The sequence below is a fragment of the Aciduliprofundum sp. MAR08-339 genome, from assembly GCF_000327505.1.
GTDB lineage: Archaea > Thermoplasmatota > Thermoplasmata > Thermoplasmatales > Aciduliprofundaceae > Aciduliprofundum.
In genome coordinates, this window is record NC_019942.1 from 915,227 (window position 1) to 936,591 (window position 21,365).

At 46.7% G+C, this 21,365-nt stretch carries 21 protein-coding genes, 2 tRNA genes and 1 rRNA gene; 14 read left to right on the forward strand and 10 right to left on the reverse strand.

The genetic code is table 11. The features are described 5' to 3' along the window. Positions 1 to 2: 2 nt before the first annotated feature. The 4 genes from ftsZ (at position 3) to ACIM339_RS04940 (ending at position 4,555) form a co-directional block, all read left to right on the forward strand. Positions 3 to 1,115, forward strand: coding sequence for a cell division protein FtsZ (ftsZ, locus tag ACIM339_RS04925; protein WP_015283513.1), 1,113 nt, complete (start codon positions 3 to 5; stop codon positions 1,113 to 1,115). Beyond that, entirely contained in the window at positions 1,102 to 1,728 is a 627-nt protein-coding gene (locus tag ACIM339_RS04930) for a DUF973 family protein (protein ID WP_015283514.1), read from the forward strand. Before ftsZ ends, ACIM339_RS04930 begins: the two co-directional genes overlap by 14 nt. A 44-nt stretch (positions 1,729 to 1,772) precedes the next feature. Next, entirely contained in the window at positions 1,773 to 3,227 is a 1,455-nt protein-coding gene (locus ACIM339_RS04935) for an RtcB family protein (protein WP_015283515.1), read from the forward strand. A 116-nt stretch (positions 3,228 to 3,343) separates the two neighbouring features. Continuing rightward, entirely contained in the window at positions 3,344 to 4,555 is a 1,212-nt protein-coding gene (locus ACIM339_RS04940) for an ammonium transporter (protein ID WP_015283516.1), read from the forward strand. A gap of 28 nt (positions 4,556 to 4,583) precedes the next feature. Here the strand turns inward: ACIM339_RS04940 and ACIM339_RS04945 are convergent, their stop codons facing one another. Next, on the reverse strand, positions 4,584 to 4,907 hold the full coding sequence (locus ACIM339_RS04945) for a hypothetical protein (RefSeq protein ID WP_048103804.1): 324 nt from the start codon (positions 4,905 to 4,907) through the stop codon (positions 4,584 to 4,586). Positions 4,908 to 4,965: 58 nt separating this feature from the next. On the opposite strand from ACIM339_RS04945, the gene ACIM339_RS04950 reads away from it, so the two are divergent. The 3 genes from ACIM339_RS04950 to citF are packed head-to-tail and all read left to right on the forward strand — an operon-like array spanning position 4,966 to position 7,592. Beyond that, entirely contained in the window at positions 4,966 to 5,211 is a 246-nt protein-coding gene (locus tag ACIM339_RS04950) for a citrate lyase acyl carrier protein (protein ID WP_015283518.1), read from the forward strand. Beyond that, complete coding sequence (locus tag ACIM339_RS04955) at positions 5,208 to 6,056, forward strand: CoA ester lyase (RefSeq protein ID WP_015283519.1); 849 nt, start codon at positions 5,208 to 5,210, stop codon at positions 6,054 to 6,056. The genes ACIM339_RS04950 and ACIM339_RS04955 overlap by 4 nt, the downstream gene beginning before the upstream one ends. Continuing rightward, positions 6,057 to 7,592: a citrate lyase subunit alpha gene (gene citF / locus ACIM339_RS04960; RefSeq protein ID WP_015283520.1), complete on the forward strand. Its 1,536-nt coding sequence runs from the start codon at positions 6,057 to 6,059 to the stop codon at positions 7,590 to 7,592. A gap of 37 nt (positions 7,593 to 7,629) precedes the next feature. On the opposite strand, the gene rrf is transcribed toward citF, so the two are convergent. From rrf to ACIM339_RS04995, 7 genes are all read right to left on the reverse strand, one after another. Next, positions 7,630 to 7,752 (reverse strand): 5S ribosomal RNA (rrf, locus tag ACIM339_RS04965). Between the two features lie 37 nt (positions 7,753 to 7,789). After that, complete coding sequence (locus tag ACIM339_RS04970) at positions 7,790 to 8,347, reverse strand: TATA-box-binding protein (RefSeq protein ID WP_394295528.1); 558 nt, start codon at positions 8,345 to 8,347, stop codon at positions 7,790 to 7,792. Positions 8,348 to 8,413: 66 nt separating this feature from the next. Next, positions 8,414 to 8,486, reverse strand: a tRNA-Pro gene (locus ACIM339_RS04975). Between the two features lie 9 nt (positions 8,487 to 8,495). Next, positions 8,496 to 8,717, reverse strand: a complete 222-nt coding sequence (locus tag ACIM339_RS04980; RefSeq protein WP_048103808.1) for a DNA-directed RNA polymerase subunit N — start codon at positions 8,715 to 8,717, stop codon at positions 8,496 to 8,498. A 5-nt stretch (positions 8,718 to 8,722) separates the two neighbouring features. Continuing rightward, positions 8,723 to 9,121, reverse strand: coding sequence for a 30S ribosomal protein S9 (locus tag ACIM339_RS04985; protein WP_015283523.1), 399 nt, complete (start codon positions 9,119 to 9,121; stop codon positions 8,723 to 8,725). A gap of 4 nt (positions 9,122 to 9,125) precedes the next feature. Then, positions 9,126 to 9,542: a 50S ribosomal protein L13 gene (locus ACIM339_RS04990; RefSeq protein ID WP_048103809.1), complete on the reverse strand. Its 417-nt coding sequence runs from the start codon at positions 9,540 to 9,542 to the stop codon at positions 9,126 to 9,128. Between the two features lie 5 nt (positions 9,543 to 9,547). Further along, positions 9,548 to 9,901 (reverse strand): 50S ribosomal protein L18e, encoded by a 354-nt coding sequence (locus ACIM339_RS04995; RefSeq protein ID WP_048104068.1) that lies wholly within the window; start codon positions 9,899 to 9,901, stop codon positions 9,548 to 9,550. Between the two features lie 203 nt (positions 9,902 to 10,104). On the opposite strand from ACIM339_RS04995, the gene ACIM339_RS05000 reads away from it, so the two are divergent. Genes ACIM339_RS05000 through leuS form a run of 4 tightly spaced genes read left to right on the forward strand, consistent with a single transcriptional unit; the run spans position 10,105 to position 16,940 of the window. After that, on the forward strand, positions 10,105 to 11,154 hold the full coding sequence (locus ACIM339_RS05000; protein WP_015283526.1) for a TAXI family TRAP transporter solute-binding subunit: 1,050 nt from the start codon (positions 10,105 to 10,107) through the stop codon (positions 11,152 to 11,154). A gap of 6 nt (positions 11,155 to 11,160) precedes the next feature. After that, complete coding sequence (locus ACIM339_RS05005; RefSeq protein ID WP_015283527.1) at positions 11,161 to 11,607, forward strand: DUF1850 domain-containing protein; 447 nt, start codon at positions 11,161 to 11,163, stop codon at positions 11,605 to 11,607. A 13-nt stretch (positions 11,608 to 11,620) separates the two neighbouring features. Beyond that, on the forward strand, positions 11,621 to 14,056 hold the full coding sequence (locus ACIM339_RS05010; RefSeq protein WP_015283528.1) for a TRAP transporter fused permease subunit: 2,436 nt from the start codon (positions 11,621 to 11,623) through the stop codon (positions 14,054 to 14,056). A 58-nt stretch (positions 14,057 to 14,114) separates the two neighbouring features. Beyond that, positions 14,115 to 16,940, forward strand: coding sequence for a leucine--tRNA ligase (gene leuS / locus ACIM339_RS05015; protein WP_015283529.1), 2,826 nt, complete (start codon positions 14,115 to 14,117; stop codon positions 16,938 to 16,940). Between the two features lies 1 nt (position 16,941). Here leuS and ACIM339_RS05020 read toward each other — a convergent pair. After that, positions 16,942 to 17,013: transfer RNA gene (locus tag ACIM339_RS05020), tRNA-Cys, on the reverse strand. Positions 17,014 to 17,096: 83 nt separating this feature from the next. Here ACIM339_RS05020 and ACIM339_RS05025 point away from each other — a divergent pair. Continuing rightward, positions 17,097 to 17,648, forward strand: coding sequence for an undecaprenyl-diphosphatase (locus ACIM339_RS05025; protein WP_015283530.1), 552 nt, complete (start codon positions 17,097 to 17,099; stop codon positions 17,646 to 17,648). Here the strand turns inward: ACIM339_RS05025 and guaD are convergent. After that, positions 17,636 to 18,841, reverse strand: coding sequence for a guanine deaminase (gene guaD / locus ACIM339_RS05030; RefSeq protein ID WP_015283531.1), 1,206 nt, complete (start codon positions 18,839 to 18,841; stop codon positions 17,636 to 17,638). The two genes, ACIM339_RS05025 and guaD, sit on opposite strands and share 13 nt — an antisense overlap. A gap of 99 nt (positions 18,842 to 18,940) precedes the next feature. Between guaD and ACIM339_RS05035 the strand changes: the two genes are divergently transcribed. Both ACIM339_RS05035 and ACIM339_RS05040 read left to right on the forward strand, forming a co-directional pair. Beyond that, a complete protein-coding gene (locus tag ACIM339_RS05035) occupies positions 18,941 to 20,098 on the forward strand; it encodes a citrate/2-methylcitrate synthase (RefSeq protein WP_015283532.1) in 1,158 nt (385 codons plus the stop codon). A gap of 5 nt (positions 20,099 to 20,103) precedes the next feature. Continuing rightward, a complete protein-coding gene (locus ACIM339_RS05040) occupies positions 20,104 to 21,363 on the forward strand; it encodes a 3-isopropylmalate dehydratase large subunit (RefSeq protein WP_015283533.1) in 1,260 nt (419 codons plus the stop codon). Positions 21,364 to 21,365: the final 2 nt, after the last annotated feature.

Sequence of the window (21,365 nt, forward strand, 5' to 3'; positions counted from 1 at the left end):
TTATGAAGTCTCTCATTAAGGAAGCATTGGCCCGTGCAGAAGTGAAGGCCACGGAACCTCAGGGAATTGTTATAGAATCTCAGGAGGATAAAGAGTTAGAGGAAGTGCTCAAGAGTTTGAGGACAAATATCAAGATTGTCGGCTGCGGAGGCGGAGGGAGCAATACAATAAGCCGCATAATGGAAGAGGGTATATATGGAAACGTTGAACTGATCGCTGCGAATACGGATGCCCAGCATCTTCTCATAACAAAGGCCCACAGAAAGGTGCTTCTTGGAAAGAGGGCCACCAGGGGGCTTGGAGCGGGTGCTTTACCCCAGATGGGCATGGAGGCCGCCAGGGAGGCTGAGGATAAGATACGAGAACTCCTCCAGGGTGCAGACATGGTTTTCATAACCTGCGGCCTGGGCGGAGGAACGGGTACTGGAAGCGCCCCAGTTGTGGCACAGATTGCAAAGGAACTCGGGGCCCTTACCATTGCAATATGTTCCCTACCTTTCAAGGCAGAAGGCAAGATGAGGGCCGAGAATGCAGAATGGGGTCTTGACAAATTGAGGGAAACTGCAGATACTGTTATAACGATTCCAAACGATAGGTTGCTGGAACTCGTGCCTAGATTGCCGCTCAATCAGGCTTTTAAATTTGCGGATGAGGTTCTCATGCGTGCCATAAAGGGATTAACCGAGATGATAACCAAGCCAGGTCTGGTGAATCTGGACTTCAACGATCTCAAGACCGTAATGAAGGGTGGCGGTGTTGCAATGATCGGACTCGGAGAGAGTGAGGGTGCAGGAGAGGAGCGTGCCCTTGAAGCTCTTGAGGATGCCATCAATTCTCCACTTCTTGAGGTTGATATATCAACTGCCACAGGTGTGCTTGTGAATGTTGTGGGCAGTGCAGATATGACAATAAGCGAGGCAGAGCGTGCGGTGGAGGAACTGCATAAGAAGGTGGCAAAGAACGCCCGTATTATCTGGGGATGTGCCATTGATCCCACGTATGAGCGGCGCATCTCGGTGCTTGTGGTTGCCACAGGGGTAAAGAGCAAACAGATTCTGGGTAAGGTCACCGAAGAAGAACTCAAGGCGCAGTACGGTGTAGATGTTATCCGCTGAGAGTAAGGAAAGGAAAGCGTTGCATTATTTCTCCCTATCTTTTTTGATAAACTTTATTTTTGGGATTGTTGGATGGATTGTATCCTTCACGACAATTGGCTTCGTGCTCTTCTCCCCGATGCCTCCGAATCAACCGGTTCACATTTTCTCTCCCTCATCTTTTATACCCATTCTAATCGTTAATGGAATAGGAGTGATCCTCTCCATCTATTATCTCTGGCACGGTTTTGATTTGATGGAGAAAATCCTGCCAGACATATCTCTTGGAAAAACAGGGTCCATTTTGCTAATTTTTTCAATATTCGTTTATCCTTCTTTACTTTCGGTCTTTATCATCGGCCCAGCATTTCCCGATCCCCTTGGTCCAATAATGGTACTATTCTTCATCGCGGGCACCCTGGGGGTTGTTGGGCTGATAGGGTTCATAATGGTTCTCATAGGTATTTATCGTATAGGCGATCATTACAACAGCACGATCATAAAGGTCGGTGCGATACTGATGATATTCATAGGTATTGTGGGAGCTATTCTTCTCTTCATAGGATTCAAGGATCTTGAAAACAACCCGCGTGGAAAGAAAGCCATAGTTCTTCCACCCCCACCTCCATGGTGATAAGTTTAAATAGGATTTCTCAATCTTCAATCCGGTGATGGATTATGTGGAACGGTCCACTTAAAAAACTGGATTCTTTTAGATGGGAGATACCGAAGGACTATAAGCCGGGGATGAACGTGCCCGGTATAATATTTGCCTCCCAGCATATGATAGAGCAGATCAAAAAGGATAACGCCCCTGAGCAGGTTGCCAATGTGGCCACGCTTCCAGGAATAATAAAGGCTAGTATGGCTATGCCTGATATACACTGGGGCTATGGATTTCCAATAGGAGGCGTGGCGGCTTTTGATGCCGAGGAAGGCATAATATCCCCTGGTGGAGTGGGATATGATATAAACTGTGGAGTGCGACTTTTGAGAACGGATCTGGAGGAAAAGGATGTGCGTCCCAAGTTGAAGGAACTTGTGGATACAATATTTGTGAATGTTCCCTCTGGCGTGGGTGAGAAGGGCAAACTGCGGCTCACATTTCAGGAATTGAACAAGGTGTTGGATTATGGAGCAAAGTGGGCCGTGGAGAATGGATACGGATGGAGCGAGGACTTGGATCGCCTGGAAGAAGGGGGAAGCATAAAATATGCAGATCACACCAAGGTCAGTGAGAAGGCAAAAAAGAGAGGTGCGCCTCAGCTTGGCACTCTTGGTGCGGGAAACCATTTTCTGGAGGTGCAGATGGTTGATAAGATCTACATTCCAGATATAGCCAAAAAATTCGGAATAACCCATGAGGGACAGATAATGGTGATGATACACACAGGTTCCCGTGGGCTAGGGCATCAGGTTGCAAGTGACTACATTCGTGTCATGGAGGGTGCATCAAGAAAGTATGGGATAAAACTCGCAGATTCCCAGCTTGCATGCGCTCCTGTGAAGAGCAAGGAGGCAGAGGATTATTTTGCAGCCATGAGTGCGGCAGCCAATTTCGGTTTTACCAACAGGCAACTGATAATGCACTGGGTGCGTGAATCCTTTGGTAAGGTGTTCGGTGAGGATCCGGAGGACCTTGGAATGCATCTTGTTTACGGTGTGGCCCATAACATTGCGAAACTCGAGGAGCATACTGTTGACGGAAAGAGGGTAAAGGTTTATGTGCATCGCAAGGGGGCAACCAGAGCATTTGCAGCCGGCAGGCCTGAATTGACGGATGTCTACAGGGATGTGGGACAGCCCGTGCTGATTCCAGGAGATATGGGCACTGCCTCCTACGTGCTTGTGGGCACTCAGAGAGCCATGGAGGAGACCTTCGGCTCCACATGTCATGGTGCTGGAAGGGTTATGAGCAGACACGCTGCACTTCGCAGATTCCGTGGTGAACAGGTTAAAAGGGAACTGTGGGAGAAGAAACGCATATACGTGCGCAGTGCGAGCAACAGGGTGGCCGCCGAGGAGGCGCCGGGTGCTTACAAGAACGTGGACGATGTGGTAAAAGCAGTTGAAGGCGCCGGTATATCAAGAATCGTCGCAAGAATGGTACCCCTCGGCGTTGTTAAGGGATGAACGTACATCTAAAATATCCCTTTTTTAAAATTATTTGGCTTATCGTATAAATATATTTGAAGAAGCATAAATTTAATAATGCTCCTTACATTTCCCTTTTATCACAGGTGATAACAATGGGATTTAATCCAGGCGATACGGGATTTATGCTCGTGGCTACGAGCTTAGTGATGCTAATGACCCCCGGACTTGCGTTTTTCTACGGAGGACTTGTGGGAAGAAAAAATGTTCTGACAATAATGGCTGAAAGCTTTGTATCCTTGGGCTGGACCACAATACTTTGGGTTTTGTTTGGATTTAGTATGGCCTTTGGCTATGGACCTGGTGGCATAATAGGTAACTGGCAGTACGTTCTTTTGAACGGTATAAATATGAACACACCATCTCCTGTAAATCCAGGAGTTCCTATGTGGGTTTTCGTTGCTTATCAGATGATGTTCGCCATAATAACACCTGCTCTGATAACTGGTGCCTTTGCAGATAGAGTTAGATTCAGAGCTTGGATGATATTCTTGACTCTCTGGCTTATCTTTGTGTACTTCCCGCTAGTCCACATGGTGTGGGGTGGTGGGCTATTTGCACAGTGGGGTGTCCATGACTTTGCAGGAGGTATTGTGGTTCATGCATCAGCAGGTTTTGCAGCTCTTGCATCCGTATTTTATGTTGGCAGGAGAAAAATCATCCACAAAGGCCCTCACAGCATTCCACTTGTGGCACTTGGTACAGCTCTTCTCTGGTTCGGATGGTATGGTTTCAATGCCGGGAGCGAGTTCGGTGTGAACAGCATAACAAGCATTGCATTTCTAAACACTGATGTGGCCGCTTCCTTCGCTGCCATAACATGGTTGATACTCTCCGTAATAATCGAAGGAAAGCCCAAAATACTGGGAATGCTAACAGGTGCTGTGGCTGGACTTGCAACCATAACTCCCATGGCAGGATACGTGACCGTTCAAGTGGCCATGCTAACAGGAATTGTGGCTTCAATTGTGGCCTATGCAGCAGTATCCTACAAGAATAGAAAAGGATGGGATGATACCCTGGATGTTTGGGGTGTCCATGGAATAGGTGGATTCACGGGAGTGATTCTACTTGGACTTTTCTCTACCATGGCAGTTAATCCAGGAGGAGCAAACGGTCTCTTTTACGGTAATCCACACTTCTTCCTAGTGGAACTTGCAGCGGTTAGCATAACTGCAATCTACGCATTCCTCTTTACCTATGGGGCACTCTGGCTTATAAACAAGATAACTCCTGTGCGTGTACCCCTGGAAGAGGAAAAAGAGGGCCTTGACGAAGCAGAGATTGGTGAAAGGGCCTATATGTAATCCATACATCTCTTTCTTTTTTAATTTTTTAAAAATATGAAACAACAAGTCCCTTCCATCCCAGGGCCATGGAGATTAGGGATGCTGCAAGAGAGGACATTCTCATGGCTGTTTTGGATGCAAAGCCTCCCAGCAGAGCTGAGGATCTAAAGCCCTGATAGGCATTTCTGTATGGACTCATTCCAAAAGTCGCACTACCTGCCAGAAGGAGTCCGATTATAAGGGATACCCATGGAGACAAGCAGAGAAATAAGGCTCCAATTGTGAAGAACCTGAGCAAAAATCTTCTCCTTTTTCTCTTTTCCTTTAGAGTTTCTCCATTGTATCGTCCATGAGATTCAATCAGTTTCAAACTGTTTAAACATTCACGATGAGCAATAATTTTTATACCTTCTTTCCATCACACAATTATGATTGAAGCAGGCACTCGCGAAAAGGGGGATGTGTTTGTAATGATAGAACCCAACGATAAGCGAGAAATAATTGTAAAAAGCAAACTTCAACGGCTTTACGGAGAGGCCATAGAGCGCACCGTAGATGAACTCACAAAAGAGCTGAAGGCAAGAATTGTGGTGGAAGACTTGGGAGCACTGGACTGGGTTATTCGCGCCAGATTGGAATCTGCAATAAGAAAATTTGGGGGTGAAACTCTATGAAACTCCGTCGCACAAGATTATACATTCCAGGTAACAATCCACATCTTGTGGAGAATGCAGGCTTGTATGGTGCGGATGCCGTGATCCTTGATCTGGAAGATTCTGTGCCCATCACCCAGAAATTCGATGCCCGGATACTGGTGAAATATTCTCTCCAGAATGTGGATTTTGGCACCAGTGAAAAATGGGTTCGCATAAATGGACCGGACACTCCATACTGGAGGAGGGATCTTCAGGAAGTTCTTCCATACTGCGAAATCATAAATATTCCTAAGGTTGAAAGTCTGGAAACCCTAAGCGTTGTGGATGAGGAAATGAGCAGGATAGAGAGCTCTCTGGGTATTGAACCCAGGAAAGTTGTTCCCATAATAGAAACGGTTTCCGGCCTTTTAAATGCCAAGGAAATCGCCTCACATCCACGCGTGGTGGCCCTGGCATGGGGGGGTGAAGATCTAACCGCCGATTTAGGCATTCCCAGGAAAAAGGCATTGATCCTGGATCATGTCCGTGCTCAGATTGTTTTTGCAGCCAAGGCCCATAAAAAACAGGCCCTTGACACAGTGTTCAGCAATGTTCGTGATATGGATGCCCTGTTTGAGTACGCCCAGCGTGCCAGATACATGGGATTTGATGGAATTGGCGTGATACATCCCAATCAAATAGAAATTGTGCACCGTGCATTCAGACCAACGGAGGATGAGGTTGAGGAGGCAAGGAAAATAATAGAGGCGGCAAAAGAGGCCGAGAGGGAGGGTAAGGCTGTGATAGCCTTAAACGGAAGGATGATAGACCCACCCGTGGTTGAAAGGGCAAAGAAGATACTTGCCTTTGCGGAGGTGGAGTGAATGCCAATCAACGCTGTTGGTCGTGAGGTTCCAAGCGAGATAAACGGGCAGAGATTCAAGCCCTTTGCAGGAGATCTTAAAACTCCCCCTGAGGGCAGGAGAGCAGGCTCGCTGGTGCGAATGGCGCCCCGTGACAGAGACAAGGTTGTAAATTCTCTGGAAGAGGTAATAAAGAAAGTTGGCCTTGAGGATGGAATGACCGTCAGTTTTCACCATCATCTCCGCAATGGAGATTTTGTGGTGAACATGGTCATGCGAACAATCCAGAAGATGGGCATAAAAAACATTAGGATTTTTCCAACTGCACTTTTCCCGGTGCACGAGCCCCTTGTTCCCATGCTCTCCGACGGGACTATTAGGAGAATAGAGGGAAGCATGAACGGTCCGCTGGGAGAGGCAACGAGCTATGGTGCAATGCGCGAAACTGCGGTTCTTAGATCTCATAGCGGAAGAGTGCGAGCCATGGAAACCGGCGAAGTGCATGTGGACGTGGCGTTCATAGCAGCACCCACCGCCGATAAATACGGGAATCTCAATGGTGTGGAAGGGCCATCTGCATGCGGACCTCTCGCGTACGGGATGGTTGATGCATACCATGCGGATCACACCGTTGCAATAACGGATAATCTCGTACCCTATCCAGCGCATCCAATAAGCATATTCCAGCACCAGATTGATTACGTGGTTCCCGTGGATAAGATAGGAGACCCGCAGGGCATAATGTCCGGAACGCTGAGAATAACCACATCTCCCTCGCGCCTGAAGATTGCAAGGTATGCCCTTGAGGTGATTGATCGCGTTGCACTCAGAGATGGCTTCTCATTTCAGGCGGGAGCTGGCGGAATCTCCCTCGCCGTTACTAAATTCTTAGGAGACCTCATGCGCAAGCGTGGAATAAGAGCATCCTTCATAAATGGAGGCGTGACGAAGTACGTGGTTGACATGCTCCACGAGGGCCTTGTGGATGTGGTGTTTGACGGACAGGCCTTTGATCTGGATGCTGTTAAATCGCTCAAGGAGGACATGAATCACATAGAAACTCCCCTCGCTATGTATGGCAATCCCTATTCCTCAGGGGGCATAGTGAACATGCTGGATGTCGGAGTTTTAGGCGCCACGGAGGTGGATGTGGATTTCAACGTGAATGTGAACACGCACAGCGATGGTTTGCTACTGCATGGCATAGGTGGGCATCAGGAGGTTGCCGCAGGCTCTGCTCTAACTATAGTAACCGTGCCCCTTTACAGATACCGCGTTCCCGTTATAAAGGAAAGGGTTACAACGGTGACCACTCCGGGAGAGGTCATTGACGTGGTTGTTACTGAGCATGGAATCGCCGTGAATCCGAAGAGAGATGATATAATTGAAGCGATGCGCGGCTCAAAGGTGCCCGTTTACGATATTCAGGATTTGCAGAAGAAGGCGGAGAGGATATGCGGCAAGCCTGAGGAACCTAAAACCTCGGATGAGATAATCGCAGCGATACTGTGGAGAGATGGCACGGTCATAGATGTGGTTTACAAGGTCAAAAAATGATTTTTCCCTTTTTTAGTTTTTGGAAAATTTTTAAAGGTGGTGACAGCGAACCGTGCTTCCCGGGAGCTCGCGCATCCCAGTACGCACACGGTACGTGGGCGGGCTTAACTGCCGGGTTCGGAATGAGACCGGGTGTTTCCCCGCCGCTATGACCGTCACCAACCCGTGTATATCGGGGAGATATTTAATCCTTTCGCTTATATCAATCCCACACTCTCAAGCTCTTTTTTGAGTTTCTTTATGGCCTCTACTATTTCTTCCTTCTTCTTTGCTCCCGTGCACACAACTTTCCCGGAACCGAAGAGGAGAAGCACCACCTTTGGCTCTTCAATGCGATAAACGAGCCCGGGGAACTGCTCTGGTTCGTATTCCACATTCTCAAGTCCCAAGGACATGGCTATATCTGTCAGATTGAGTTCCACACCGAGGTCATACACGGCCACTATGTTCTGTACCACTATTTTTGGATTATCGTAAACCTCTATGCCTGCAGCCTTGAGTTTGTCTACCAAAATCTTTATGGTTTTTTCTACCTTTTCAATATCCTTTGCCCCCGTGCAGTTAACCTTTCCGCTGCGGAATATGAGCACGGCTGTTTTGGGCTCCGGCAATCTGTAAATAAGTCCCGGGAACTGCTCTGGTTCGTACTCAGCCCCATCCAAGGCGAGGGCAATCTTGCTCAAATCAAGTTTATCCGCCAATGAGGTAGAAGCCACTATATTCTCTATCTGCACCTTCTCCATTTCATCCTCCATCTAAACCACCTTTAAATAGGGTATGGATAGGTTATATATAAACACTTCACAAAATAAAATGGGGAGTGGGGCCGCCGAGATTTGAACTCGGGTCGCCACCGCCCCAGGGTGGTAGGATGCCAAGCTACCCTACGGCCCCATGCTTGGCTCAGTCAAAGGCCATGGTGTCGTCTATGAGATCCACATGGCTCAGAATCATCCTGCGGCAGCAGTATCTGCGTACCCCTATCTCGTCAAATATTTTCTGAATCTCCTCTGGAGTAGGCTCCCTGTTCTCAGTCTCCCTTATCAGGTTCACCTTGTTCACGAAGGCGATATAATCAGAGGCGATCACACGGCCGCAGGAGAAACATCTCACAGGTATGATCACATGAATCACCTGTAAGATTTCTGCCTGCGTTTTCTTGCACCGCGACCCAGTGGTAGTTTGGGCAACTTACGGCGCACATCATTCACCAGCAGGGTTCTATCATAACTCTTGTATATCTTCTCAATCTCGGGATCGTTGAAGTACTTTAATATTGCCCGGGCTACAGCAGTTCTGGATGCCTCTGCCTGACCCATAACGCCTCCGCCCTTGACCCTTATGTCAACGTCCACGTTGTTGACCTTCTCACCTATGAGAGCCACAGGCTCCATAATGGTTAATCTTGCAAGTTCGGGCTCGTAAATTTCAAGGGGTACATGATTAACGCGAATTCTGCCCTTACCCTCTCGAACAACGGCGCGGGCAATTGCAGTTTTTCTCTTTCCGCTTGCAATGGCAACCTTCATCATATCACCTCAACTTGGCACCCAACTGAATGGATAGATCCTTGAGCGTTATAAAACCTTCAAGTTTATTATTCTTTGCATCTTCAAGCACTTCAAATTCTCTGCTCTTCAGTTCCTTTGGAACGCCCATATAAACCTTCAATCTCCTGTACGCTTCCTTTCCATGGGATTTTTTGATTGGGAGCATACCCTTTACCGTCCTTCTCAGAATCCTATCGGGCATCCTTGGATAATGGGGTCCTTTTCTAACACTCCCTATGTTTCTCCTTTCCTTGTACTTCTCTATTATGAATGATTTGTTCCCAACGATAACTGCCTTCTCTGCGTTCACTATGATTATTTCCTCTCCGTTGAGCAATCTCTTGGCCACTATGCTGGCCAGCCTGCCCAAAACGGCATTATCTGCATCAATGATCGCCATCACCATCACCCCATGATCCTAACATTGGAGCCCGTGGGATTTTTCTTCATAAGCTCCTTTATCGTCATGGTCTTTCCACCAATGCTCTCAATTTTTTCCTTGGCGCCCTTTGAAAACTTCCATGCGGCCACGGTGACCTTCTTTGTTATAACTCCTGATCCCAGAACCTTTCCGGGAACGAGAATCACATCACCCTCGTTGGCGTAACGCTCAATGCGGCTCACATTTACCTCCGGCCAGACACGCAAAGGTCTTTCAAGACGCTCTGCAATGTCTCGCCAGATAGGCGCGTTCTTCTTTTTCGCCTGTATCCTCAGCTCCGTAAGGAGCTTTACCAGTTCAGGATTATTTTTCGCCATATCTGACTCCTCCGACATTGCGATTATGCTCGCCATGCCCATACCCTTTATAAATTTTTCTTAGTGATGGGTAAGTGAGTTCAGGAAAATATGAGAAAGGGGTGTTTGAAAACTTGTAGATTTCTTGTTTTCCGTGCAATTGGTCATAGGTGTCCCGAAAACTTTTTATAATTCGGTAACTATGCGCTTTGGAGGGGTTACCCATGGAAAAGAAATGGTTGATAGCAAGTATAGTGATAATAGTGGTTGTACTACTGATTGCAGGGGGGGCATACTATGCTCTACAGTCCTCACCTAAGCAGAAAACAAAGATAACGATCTACACGGGAGGAACTGCGGGAGTTTATTTCCCGCTGGGGTCGAAGTATGCGGAATTGCTGAACAAGTACAGCAAGGATATTGAGGCCACAGCAGTTACGAGTGGTGCAAGCGTGACAAACGCCAAGGCCATTGGTGAGGGAAAAGCCCAAGCTGTTATTTTGCAGAACGATGTTGCCTATTATGCATACAACGGGAAGTACATGTTTGCAGGAAATCCTGTAAAGAACCTGAGGGGCGTGGCAGCCCTGTATCCTGAGACTGTGCAGTTTGTTGTACGTGCAGACAGTGGGATAAATACACTTAAGGATCTTGCAGGTAAGAGGGTCGCCATAGGGGCGCCTGGTAGCGGTACAGCGGTGGCAGCGGAGCAGATTTTGAAGACGGTTGGAGTATGGGACAGCATAAACAAGGTAAATCAGAAGTTCAGTGAGGCGGCGCAGAGTTTGAAGCTTGGGCAGGTTGATGCAGCCGTAATAGTTTCTGGAGCGCCCACACCTGCGGTGAATCAGATTGCTGTGCAGACACCTGTGAAGGTTCTACCGATATCGGACGCGACTCTAAATGCGCTGCATTCAGAGGGATACATATTCTACGTGAGGCAGGTTCTTCCGAAGGACACCTACAATGGGATGAGTGCAGACACGCCCACGGTGGCAGTTAAGGCCATGCTTGCCGTGACTTCAAGTCTTCCGGACAACATAGTGAAGGAGATGGCTAAGATACTGTTTGACCATGTGGATGCATTGAGGGCCGTGCACCAGAAGGCTAAGTACATAAGTCTCGACACCGCACTGGATGGAATGAGCATACCTCTGCACCCTGGGGCTGTGCAGTACTATCAGGACAAGGGTATAACTGTGCCCGGCAACCTTCAAGGAGTTATAATGGGAGAGATTATGGCTCCTGTGTCAAGTCGTGGGGTTGTAGGGTGAGTTCCCTTGAAAAAACTCTTTTATTTTTTTATTGTTCTGATTCCGATTCTCGCTATAATTCTTTATCCCACAAACGTTCTGGTAATCAGCGATGGTAACACATCGCATACTTTTATAATAGGAGGAGACGGGCTCAATGTCACCATTTATTACATTCACAGTGTGGAGAGAAGCCCCGTTTATGAGATGTTAAGGGTGAATGGTAGTGGAATATATGTGGTTGAGATGAAATGGCAGGATTTCGGGGCAGGCCTGCCTGAGGATATTCAAAAACTTCAGAATGGTTATTATGTTAAGTACGTGGACATTTATATTGGAAAGAACTTCAGTTACTGGTTCATTCCTTTAAATCACGCCCACATATGGGTCAATGGCGTGCTTGTTTACGCTCCACATTCTGATACTCTCCTACATTTCAATGTGGAGAGAACCGTACTTGTATCTGTGGTATAAGGGGGTTTGAAAAATGGAAAATGCGCGTGAAGATGTGGAAAATGAAGAGATTGCGGAAGAGGTTCAGGAGTTGGAAGAGGAGGTTTTGGAAGAAGAGGAACCCGAAGAAAGGGTTGAAAAAATTGAGAAAATAGGAAAGATCCTTGAGAGAACCAGAACCCTGCCGCCCAAACTGGATCTGATAATAAGGATTGCAGCAATCCTGATTGGAGTGTACGAAATACTGTTCATATTCAACTTCAATCTAACGCTCTACGATTTTTTCGCAAGAATGGGTATGGATATTGGGTTCCTCAAGATAACCTTTCAAACAAAGCAGAGTGAGGCCTTCGTTCTGGCCATGATTCTCCTTATAACATTCTTGCTCTACCCCAGTAGGAAAACGAAGAAGGAGTTTAGTAGGGTTCCAATATACGATTACATTCTTGCTATTCTAGGGCTGGTGGCAACATTTTATCTCTTCTTTGTGTATCCACAGTATGCAGAGTATGCCAACGTGTACATGCGCGATGTTGTTTTTGGCATTCTTGCCATCGCACTCGTCCTTGAGGCTACCAGAAGGAGCATGGGCTGGGTTTTGCCTGTTGTGGTGCTTGCGTTCCTTGCCTACGGATTCTACCTGATAAACTTTGATGTGATAAGATTCGTACAGCAGTTGTACTTTGATGAGGGTATATTTGGTATACCCTTCTTTGTGATGACGATATACGTTTTTGCCTTCATATTCTTTGGAGCGTTTCTGCTAAGAATTGGTGTGAGTGATTACATCACAGAGTTTATGATAGCCATATTTGGCAGAAGACCTGGAGGACCTGCAAAATCTGCTGTTATATCCAGTGCATTGATGGGCACAGTAAGTGGCTCCAGCGTGGCAAATGTGCTCACCACGGGAACTTTTACTATACCTCTGATGAAAAAGGCTGGCTATCCCAAGGAGATAGCGGGTGCCGTTGAGCCCGTATCTTCAACAGGTGGACAGTTGATGCCCCCAATAATGGGTGCGGCGGCTTTCATAATGGCAGAGTTTCTGGGATTACCTTACAACTTGATAATAATTGCAGCCGTAGTTCCTGCTTTTGTGTATTATGCAGGAGTTTATCTCTTCATAGATCTGGAGACAAAGCGCCTCGGTCTCAAGGCACTGCCCCGGGAAAGGTTTGAATCGCTCAAGTATTTCATCAGGAAATCATACATCCTGCTGCCCATACTGGTTATCACAGTTGCCCTGGTCTGGGGTATAGCGCCCCACATATCGGCTATATCCTCCCTGGGAGTGGCCATATGGGTGGCTTGGATCTCAAAGGATGACATTGAGGGAAATGAGTTTCTATACGTTGGTATAGTGCTTTTAACCACACTTCTAATGTTCGCAACAAAAGCCTATGCTCTTATGACTGTGTACGCCCTTCTCATAATTGCTGTTGCACTTATAGCGCTATCATTCAAGCGTGATAACAGATTTGTAAAGAGAAATGAGAAACTCTACATAACCCTGTCCTTTGTGCTTCTTGTGGCCGTTGTTAAATTTGTGGGGATGACAAATGAGCAACTTCTTCTCATGACAGGAGTTCTTGGCATAGTGTTCTCCCTGATAGTGGGGTATGCTTCTAAGAGTCCAGAGGGTAAGAAAATGTACTCTGCAACCTACGAATCCATGATTGATGCAGGTAAGACAAGTACGACGGTGATGCTTGCGGCAGCCTCTGCAGGTCTCATCCAGGGAGTTCTCACAATGACAGGTCTAATAACATCCATAGGTTATACCCTGATTGGAATCACGGGAGGAAATCTTTTCCTGCTCCTCATACTTGCCATGATATTCAGCCTTATTCTAGGAATGGGTGTGCCGACCACCGCAAATTACATCATAACATCACTTGTTGCTGCCCCGGCAATATTCCAGATTGTCAGTAGCACACCCCCATACAATTCAACGGTTCCTGGCTTTGCAACACCCATTGCACTGCTCGCGGCCCACTTCTTCGTGTTCTATTTCGGTATACTTGCCGACATCACCCCACCTGTGGCTCTGGCATCCTACGCGGGCTCAACTCTGGCCGGAGGTGATTTCTGGAAAACATCAAAAAATGCTGTGAAATACGCACTTGCAGGCTACATAGGTCCATACATATATTTCACTCATCCGGAGATGTTCCTCATCACGGTACCTCATTGGACAGTGGGAGCGGTTCTGTCTGTGATATACGCGATCGCAGCCACCCTACTTGTCATGTTCATCATGGCCATTGCATTTACAGGATGGTTCAGGAAGAAGCTGAGGTTTGAAGTGAGGATAGCTCTGGCCATTCTGGGACTTTCCAGTGTTACTCTGAATTACGCGGTGATAGGAGTTTCATTTGCTGTGGTCCTGATTCTCTGGCTCTTTGGAAATAGGCTACCCATAGGTGCAAGGGAAAAACAGCCAAAAAAGAAAAAGGTAGAGGTGTAATTTTCCCAATTTTTTCTTTTTAAAGCAAATATTTATTTAAGGAATCACATTAAGCCCCATGGATTTTGCGGAAATAGAGCGCAAGTGGCAGAGGAGATGGCAGGAGGATAATATATTCGAACCCAGGGTGGAGAAGGGAAGGAAGAAGTTTTTCATAACCGTGCCGTATCCATACATGTCCGGATCGCTTCACATCGGTCATGGAAGAACATTCACCACAGGGGATATAATAGCAAGGTTCAAGAGATTGCGAGGGTACAATGTGCTCTTTCCCATGGCATTCCATGTGACTGGCACACCGGTTCTCGCCATAGCGGATGCCATTCGCAGCGGGGATGAGAGGGTCATTAATCTTTACAGGGAGTATGTGCGCATATACGAGGATGATGAAGAAAGGGTTGAGAAGATAGTCCGATCATTCGTGGAGCCTGAGAACATAGCAAGGTACTTTGCTGAAAAGACTCAGCAGGATTTCATAGGGATGGGTTACAGCATTGACTGGCGCAGGAAGTTCCACACGGCAGAGCCAATATACAATAAATTCGTTGAGTGGCAGTTCAAAAAACTCTATGATAAGGGTGTGATAAAAAAGGGGGCATATCCCATAACATACAGCCCAGTGGATGGAAATCCCGTGGGGGAGGATGATATTGAGGATGGAGATGTGAATAAAGTCACGATAATGGAATTTACAGCCATAAAATTCGGGTTTGAAGATGGGTACCTTGTGGCAGCCACGCTAAGGCCCGAGACGATATTTGGTGTGACAAACCTCTGGATCAACCCCCATGCTGAGTACTGCGAAGTACTCGTGGATGGGGAGAAATGGTGGATTTCCAAGGAGGCGGCCGAGAAATTGCATTATCAGAAAGAAAATGTGAAAACGGGAAAATGTGTGAAAGGAGAGTATTTTGTTGGTAAAACCGTTGTGGAGCCTTCAGAAGGACGAGAAGTGCCAGTTTTGCCTGCAGAATTTGTGGACCCTGATAATGCCACGGGCGTTGTTTATTCCGTGCCTGCCCACGCTCCCTACGATTACCGTGCCCTTGAGGATCTGAAGAAGAATGATAATATGCTTTTAAAATACGGGCTCAACTCGGAGGAGATAAGGAAAATAGAGCCGATTAAAATAATTGATATTGAGGGTTATGATATACCTGCAAAGGATATATGCGAGAGAATGAGCATAAAGGACCAGAATGATCCTAGGCTTGAGGAAGCCACGCAAATAATCTACAAGGATGAATTCTATTCCGGCGTTCTAAATGATAAATGCGGAAAGTTTGCAGGTATAAAGATAAACGAGATAAAGGATGAGGTTAAAAACTGGCTTAAGGATATGGGTAAGGCGGATGTTTTCTACGAAACCTCAAGAAAGGCAGTGACACGAAACGGACACAAGGTCATCGTGGCTGTTCTCCAGGATCAGTGGTTCATAGACTACACGCCAGAATGGTGGAAGGATGCAGGGCATAGAGCAGTGGATAAAATGCTATTTTACCCGGAAAAATACAGGGATATAATGCATGGCATAATTGACTGGCTTGAAAAGAGGCCATGCGCCCGCAAGAGAGGGCTTGGCACCAGGTTCCCGTGGAACAGGGAGTGGATTATAGAGAGTTTGAGCGATTCAACGATATATATGGCAATGTACACAATAGTTCACATCCTAAGGAGGGAGAATATAGGGCCTGAGCGGTTGGGTGAAGAGTTTTTTGACTATGTTTTCCTTGGCAGGGGTTCAGCCTCAGAAGTTTCAAAAATAACGGGAATAGATGAAAAAATTGTGGAGGAGATGCGCTCTGAGTTCCTTTACTGGTATCCAAATGATCAAAGGCACACTGCTCCCCCGCATCTCAGCAATCATCTCGCATTTTTCATAATGCACCATGTTGCCATATTCCCAGAGGAGCACTGGCCCGGTGGGATCACATTGAACGGACTTATGATTCGCGAAGGAGCAAAGATTTCAAAGAGCAAGGGCAACGTGATCCCTCTTGCCCATGTGGCCGATAAGTATGGTGTGGATCTCTTCAGGCTCTATTGCGCCCTGAACGCGGATCTTGACAGCGTGGTGGACTGGAGGGAGAGCGAGATCGCCTCTCTCAGGAGAAGATTTGTGCAGTTTGTGAATCTTGCGGAAGAGAGCATAGAGGTTGAAGATTTGAAAGAACTTAATAGAATGGACAGGTGGCTACTATCCAGATTCTACAGGCTCTTCAGGGAAAGTGTCGCGCTCTTTGAGAATTTCAGGATAAGGGATGCGATGCTTAATATGTTAATTCATTTTGTGAATGATATCAAGTACTACGAGAGGAGGGAGGGCCCAGAGCGCAGGAGAAGGATGGTTCGGAGAATTCTTGGGGACTGGCTTCTTATACTCTCCCCAGTAATACCCCATATATGCGAGGAACTCTGGCACAGGCTTGGGCATGAGAGTTATATCTCCCTTGAAACCCTCCCACCAATAAGGGAAGATTACATTGATGATGTTGTTGAGGCTGAAGAAGAGTACATACGTTCTATTCTTGCAGATATCAAGGAAATTGTGGAGGTTGCTAGGATAAAGCCAAGCAAGATATACATTTATACCGCAGAGCGGTGGAAGTGGGAGATATTCAATGCACTTAAAGATTCAACTCCCAGGGAGGCCATGAAAATTGCAATGCGAATTCGTAAGGGCAAAGAGACAGCAGATTTTGTTAAGAGATTGCTTAAAGAGCATCTGGAATACAGGGAAATAGATGAGATTCGTGTTTTAAAGGAATCAAGTGAGTATTTGCAAAAAGAGACAGGGGCAGAGATAATAATAAATGCAGAGTACGACCCAAAGAAGAAGAGACGGTTCTCACTTCCATTGAAACCTGCAATTTATATTGAATGAGAGGGCAGGTCGGGATTCGAACCCGAGTGAACGGGATCTGCAGTCCCGCGCATAACCTCTCTGCCACCTGCCCGTTATTTAGAGGGATATGATTCGGGTTTATTAGGTTTTCTCCCCTGTGGGAAATGATAAATAGGACATTGCATATTCTCAACCATGGGTCTTGAATCTATAAACATTCACTGGTTCAAAATCATAAACTCCCTGGCTGGAAAAAATCCTTATCTGGATGCTTTTATGATACTCTTTGCTCAGTATATGATTTTCATCGTGCCCATTTACCTGATATATCTCTTTTTCAGAAAAAATGGTGAAGATAGAAAATTTGCAGTTTTTGTTTTCATATCCATTGTTTTATCTTTGGGAGTTTCCATGACCATAAGCCATTTCTACTACCATCCACGGCCATTTGCAATGGGTCTGGGCACGACTCTGATATCTCACTCTACCGATAGTTCATTTCCCAGTGACCATACTACGTTAATATTTTCATTTGCCTTGCCATTTCTGTACCTCAAAAGATACAGGGAGGGTGCTGTTTTCCTAACCATTTCCGTGCTCATAGGCTATGCGAGGATATTCTGCGGTGTGCACTTTCCCTTTGACATAATCGGAGGTTTTCTCGTGGCATTGGCGGTATCCTACATTCTGTTTCTTTTCAGAACTCCTATCTTCAGGTGCGTATCCAGAATGCCCTATCTTTCGTAGACAGTTTTTCCAGAGATGTAAGTTGCCTGCACATTGCCACATCTTCCCAGGTAGATGAGGTGAGAGAGCAGATCCATGGTTTCCATATATTCATCTGGGGCCTTTAAAACCACAAAATCTGCCCATTTTCCAGGTTCAAGGGAGCCGGTTACATTTCCAAGATTTAGAGATTCAGCTCCCCCAAGCGTTATGTGGTAAAAGGCCTCCTCGGGGGATATTTTATTGGCGTAGGAGGCATCTCTTGCAACTTCAAGCATTGAAAAATAGGGGCCGGCAGCGATATCCGAGCCAAATCCAACCCTTATGCCATACCTTCTCATTTTCTCTATACTCATTATTCCGCTGTGCAGGAAGAAGTTTGAAGATGGACAGTGAGATATTTTCACATTTCTATCTTTCAAAATTTTCAATTCCAAGTCTGATAAATGCACTCCATGGGCCAGTATGGTGCTATCCCCCAGCAATCCCGCATGATCGTAAACGGAGGCATAATTACCATACTCGGGATGCATTTTCTTGATCATATCAATCTCACCAGCCTGCTCGGATATGTGGGTCTGTACGTAAAGCCCGAGATTCCTGGCCAGATTTCCGAGCATGCGCATTAGTTCTATACTGCATGAAACTGCAAATCTGGGGGTGACTGCGTAGAAAACTCTCTCTCTGTATCCATTCCATTTTTTTGCAAGTTCTACCACATCCTTTTTTGCATTTTCCACGGTGGTTTTTATTTCATCTGGTACGTTCATATCCATCAGCACTTGACCCATTATGAAGCGCATACCAATCTTTGCCCCCTCTTCAAACGCAATATTCGTTGCCTCCTTAAAAGGAGAGGAGAATATTGCAGCTGTTGTGGTGCCGTTTTTAACGAGGGCTGAGAAGAATTTTGATGCCCTGTCCCTTGCATAATCCTCATCTGAAAACCTTGCCTCTGCGGGAAACACGTATTTTTCAAGCCATCCGAGGAGTTCCGGGTTCCATCTTGCACGCACATCCATTTGGGGTAGATGGGTATGTGTGTCCACAAATCCAGGGAGGATCACATGATCTCTGTAATCCACTGCGTGCTCCTGTCTCTCCCTTGTTATATCTTTAACTTTTCCGTTTTCCACAACCAAATATGCATCTTCAAGATCCCTAAGTTCTCCACGCCAGTATGTTATTATCCTTGAGCGGTATGCTCTCTTCATTCCATGGCGAATTGCGGTGGTTAATTTAATACTTTTTGCGAAAACCCAAAATCTAAAATAGAAGAAATCAATATGTGCTTTGCTAAGGGAGATGATATTATGGGAGTTTTGAAAGATACAGGAGCAATAGAGTATTCAAAGGGTTTGGAAGGTGTTATTGCCGCACTGTCCTCAATAAGCGCAATTGATGGCAATGAGGGAAAATTGATCTACAGAGGCATTCCCATTGAGATGCTTGCCAAGTATTCCTCCTACGAGGAAACAGCATATCTCCTTCTGTATGGAGATCTGCCTACGAGGGAGGAACTGGATGAATTCTCGTCCCAGATGAGGGAACTTAGAATTCTTCCCAAGAAAGTTGAGGACTGTGTTAAGGAACTGCCTCCAAATCCTCACCCTATGGACATTCTCAAGGTAGCTGTGGCCCACGCCGGGCTCTACGATCCTGACCAGTATAGATGCTGTCGCGAGGGCGTGATGCGCAAGGTCATACGCATAATTGCCCAGATTCCAACAATCATTGCATACTACCACAGGGCCCGTACCGGTCAGGAGATCGTGCCACCTGATCAGAATTTAGGTCATGCTGCCAATTTTCTCTACATGCTTCATGGAAAAAAGCCGGACGAGGAAGAGGCCAGAATCTTTGACATAGCACTTATCTTGCATGCGGAGCATGGGCTCAACGCGTCCACATTTGCAGCCATGGTAACTGCTTCCACGCTTTCTGATATAAATTCAGCGATAGTATCTGCCATCGGAGCTCTCAAGGGGCCTCTCCACGGAGGAGCCAATGAAAGGGTTTTGAAAATGCTTGATGAGATAGGCTCACCTGATAAGGCGGAGGAATATGTGCTCAACGCTCTGAAAGAGAAGCGCCGCATAATGGGATTTGGGCATAGGGTTTATAAGACATATGATCCACGCGCCAGAATTCTTAAGGAGTATGCAGAGTATCTCTCTGATAAATACAACGACAGGAAGTACATATCCATAGGTGAGAAGATTGAGGAGATAATGATTCGCGAGCTGGGAAATAAGGGCATATTTCCCAATGTGGATTTCTACTCGGGAATCGTTTATCAGTTCCTTGGAATTCCCCGTGATCTTTTCACACCTGTTTTCGCCATGGCCCGCTCGGTGGGCTGGGCCGCGCATGTTTGCGAGTACACTCAAAACAACAGAATTTTCAGACCGAGGGCTTACTATACCGGACCGGATTATGTTGAGTATGTACCCATAGAAAATAGGAGGTAATGCGTATGGGAAAGACAATGGCTGAGAAGATAATTGGAGAGCATGCAGGGAAGGAAGTGAAGGCTGGAGAAATCGTGGTTGCGAAAGTGGATGTGGCAATGGTGCAGGATGGCACAGGTCCACTGAGCGTGGATGTGCTGAAGAAGATGGGAATGGAAAAGGTGTTTGATAAGAACAACACCATTCTGTTTCTTGACCATGCAACTCCTTCGCCCCGCAAGGAGCTGAGCAACGCACACAAAATTCTGAGGAATTTCTCTGAGAAAACGGGCGCGTATCTCTCCGATGTGGGAGAGGGTGTGTGCCATCAGCGCCTTGTGGAATCATGGGCCTCCCCGGGACAGCTGATAGTGGGTGCGGATTCGCATACCTGCACATCCGGAGCGCTGGGCGCGTTTGCCACGGGAATGGGCAGCACGGATGTTGCCATAGCCTTCGCCCTCGGGAAGGTGTGGCTCCGAGTTCCCGAGACTCATCTGTTCCGCATAACAGGAGAGTTTCCGAAGGGAGTGTACTCCAAAGATTTGATTCTGCACATAATTGGAACAATTGGAGCGGATGGAGCAACGTACAAGGCGATGGAATTCGTGGGACCAACCATTGACAGGATGAGTATGGAATCAAGGTTCACCATCACGAACATGGCCATTGAAGCTGGAGGCAAGACAGGAATGATTCCTCCCGATTCCACAACGAAGGAATACCTTGAGAAAATGGGAAGGGGCGAGAAGTACAGGGAGATAAAGAGCGATGATGACGCGGAGTTTGAGAAAGAATACGAGTTTGATGTTAGCGAACTTGAGCCCACGGTTTCATTCCCGCACACCGTTGACAACACGAGAACCATAACCGAGGCGAAGAAAATGGATATAAGAATTGATCAGGTTTACATAGGCACATGCACAAACGGGCGCATTGAGGATCTTCGTATCGCCGCCAATATTTTGGATGGAAACAAGGTGAATAAGAAAACGAGGTTGATAGTCATTCCGGCATCCCGCAGGGTTTATATACAGGCCTTGAAAGAAGGATTGCTTGAGAAATTCGTTGAAGCGGGCGCGGCCATTGAATCCCCCGGTTGTGGGCCATGCGTGGGCATACATAAAGGTGTTCTTGCGGACGGAGAGAGGGTGTTGAGCACGCAGAACCGCAACTTCAAAGGGAGAATGGGCAATCCAAATGCGGAGATTTATCTCGGTTCTCCTGCCACTGCGGCTGCAACTGCAATTGAAGGAAAAATAGCGGATCCTCGTGATTATCTGTGAGG